The organism is Mesorhizobium sp. P5_C1 (assembly GCF_054049815.1).
On record NZ_JBFULQ010000687.1, the window covers coordinates 1 to 2,491 of the forward strand.

Consider the following 2,491-nt stretch of genomic DNA (forward strand, 5'->3'; position numbering starts at 1 on the left):
AGTCAGGAGACTTGGCGGCACACCCGCGCCTGCCGGCCGTTCTCACCTCGGAGATGACTCGCCTCTATTCGGCGGGCTTCTGGCTGCTTTCGCTCGGAGGCAACGACGGCAAGAAGCCGATCATCGGCTATCAGAATCGGATGCGACATCCACTTGGGCTAGTATCCGACAAGATGGCCGCTGCCGGCAGCCATTCTTATGGCATCCGCCTCAGGGACATGATTGTTGTCGACGTCGACACGGACACGCCCGAGGCACGCCAGTATGTGGAGCGCCGGTTCGGCACATCGTCCGCGCGGACCAAGACCAGCCGAGGCTATCATCTCTACTTCCGGCACACTGGGCCTAAGCCGAAACAGATTCGGCTGCCTGGCATCTCCATCGACTTCRAGTCGGGCGAGAACGAGTTCGTAGTCGGGCCACAAGCGGAACGTCCCGATGGCGTGGTGTATTGGCCCGAAGGGCGGCTGATCGCTCCGGATGTTCTGCCGCCGTTCGTCGACCGCGGCGCCGGTTCTGTCGAGACCGAACGCGAGAGGGTCAATGGGCGCTATCCGCGCGGTATCCGGCACACGACACTGAAGCGACGCGCCCGTGAGCTTGTTCTGGCCGCGGAGAGCTTCGACGGAATGGTTGCCGACCTCCTCGCGTTTCGGGATTGGGAGATTGAACAGCCAGAGGAATTTTCCGACGATAGCCTCATCAATCTGGCGGAATGGTTTTGGGAGAAGCGCGAGCAAGGCGAACTGTGGACCAAAGCCACTTCGGTTGTTCAGATCCCTCGCGCCACACTCGACAAACTTGCCCGGCTTGGCGAGGGCCTGGCCTTTCTACTCTATGGCATCCTTGTGTCTGCGCATGGCCACCAGCCGGCCGCTCCGTTTGCAATCGTGCCGGACGCCCTTCGCGAAAACGGCCGCCTGAAAGCGGGCCGACGGCAGATTTACGCTGCGATCCAAGTTCTTTTGGAGGCTGAACTGCTGGTTTGCCACAAGAAACCTCGCGGGAACCGCAACCATCACCTCTATCTGCTTGGTGCCGGGGTGCCGGCGGTAGCGGGTGAAGAAAGAGGAGAAGGATCTAAGCTTATATTAGTATCCGAAAAGGACACACACTCTGCCCCCGACGAGGAGCTTGCGGCATGAAGCGCAAGCTCGATCCTCATAGGCCGGCCGATGATCGGCATTCGGCTGTCATTCTCGATTGGTCGCAAGCTTTTGCCGCACGAGTGATGTCGCGCATCCATGAATATGACGACGACTGGCCAAAGCCGTTCAACACAAACACTATCATTCGGTTCGAGCGATGCACGGCCAGGAGGGCTAATCGGAGATGAGGAATGATCAGYAGAGCTCCAACAACGACGGGACGTCTCTCTCTGGGTCCCACACTGCAAGACGCTTGGACTCGGTCGACCACATCGAGAATGGCGCTCTTCCTCTCGCGGTGGAGTATCGTCTTACCGCGGCTCTGATCCCGTTCGCGAAGAACGCCCGCACGCACAGCGATGCGCAGGTGGCGCAGATCGCGGCATCGATCCGCGAGTTCGGCTGGACGAACCYGATCCTTGTCGATGGCGAGAACGGCATCATCGCCGGTCACGGACGCCTGCTGGCAGCCCGCAAACTCGGAATGAGCGAAGTGCCCGTGATTGAACTGGCGGGCCTGACCGAGGCGCAGAAGCGGGCGCTGGTCATCGCCGACAACAAGCTGGCGCTCAATGCCGGCTGGGACACCGAACTGCTTGGGCTGGAACTCTCGGATCTCGGCGAACTCGGCTTCGACCTATCGCTGACGGGTTTCGATGACCTGGAGATCGCCGCGCTGACTGGGGCCGGCAATTCAGGACTGACTGACCCGGACGATATTCCCGAGACCCCAGCGCTATCAACCACCCTTTCCGGCGACGTTTGGATCCTCGGCAAACACCGGCTGATCTGCGGCGACAGCACCAGCGCCGCTGATGTCGAGCGCGTTCTTGCCGGGGTGAAGCCGCATCTGCTTGTGACGGATCCACCCTATGGCGTCAGCTATGACCCGGCCTGGCGCGAGCGCTTCGGTGACGGGGCCAACCTCGCCAAGGGAACCGTGTTGAACGACGATCRTGCCGACTGGCGCGAGGCCTGGGCGTTGTTTCCGGGCGACGTTGCCTACGTTTGGCACGGCGCCCTTCATGCCGCCACAGTGGCCGCCAGCCTGGAGGCCAGCGGCTTTGCCGTTCGCTCTCAGATCATCTGGGACAAGACCCGGCTGGTCATCGGCCGCGGCGATTACCACTGGCAGCACGAACCGGCCTGGTATGCCGTCAGGAAGGGCAAGAAGGGCCACTGGGCGGGGGATCGCAAGCAGACCACCGTCTGGGCCATCCCGCACCGGAAATCCGACACGGGCCACGGCACGCAGAAGCCTGTCGAGTGCATGCGGCGTCCGATCGAGAACAACTCGTCACCGGGACAGGCTGTCTATGAGCCGTTCTGCGGCTCCGGCACCA

Annotated in this window: 3 protein-coding genes; all 3 read left to right on the forward strand. The window is 61.9% G+C overall.

Going from position 1 to position 2,491, the window contains the following annotated elements; all coding sequences use genetic code 11:
• On the forward strand, window positions 1-1,145 hold a 1,145-nt coding region (locus ACXJ7R_RS29915; RefSeq protein ID WP_457154970.1), incomplete at its 5' end, for a bifunctional DNA primase/polymerase.
• Entirely contained in the window at window positions 1,142-1,336 is a 195-nt protein-coding gene (locus ACXJ7R_RS29920; RefSeq protein ID WP_457154971.1) for a hypothetical protein, read from the forward strand. The genes ACXJ7R_RS29915 and ACXJ7R_RS29920, both read left to right, overlap by 4 nt.
• Window positions 1,337-1,401: 65 nt before the next feature.
• On the forward strand, window positions 1,402-2,491 hold a 1,090-nt coding region (locus tag ACXJ7R_RS29925; RefSeq protein ID WP_457154972.1), incomplete at its 3' end, for a site-specific DNA-methyltransferase.

Bases quoted from the DNA above. Each gene is read 5' to 3' on its own strand.
- ACXJ7R_RS29920 (WP_457154971.1), top strand. From the start codon at position 1,142: ATGAAGCGCAAGCTCGATCCTCATAGGCCGGCCGATGATCGGCATTCG.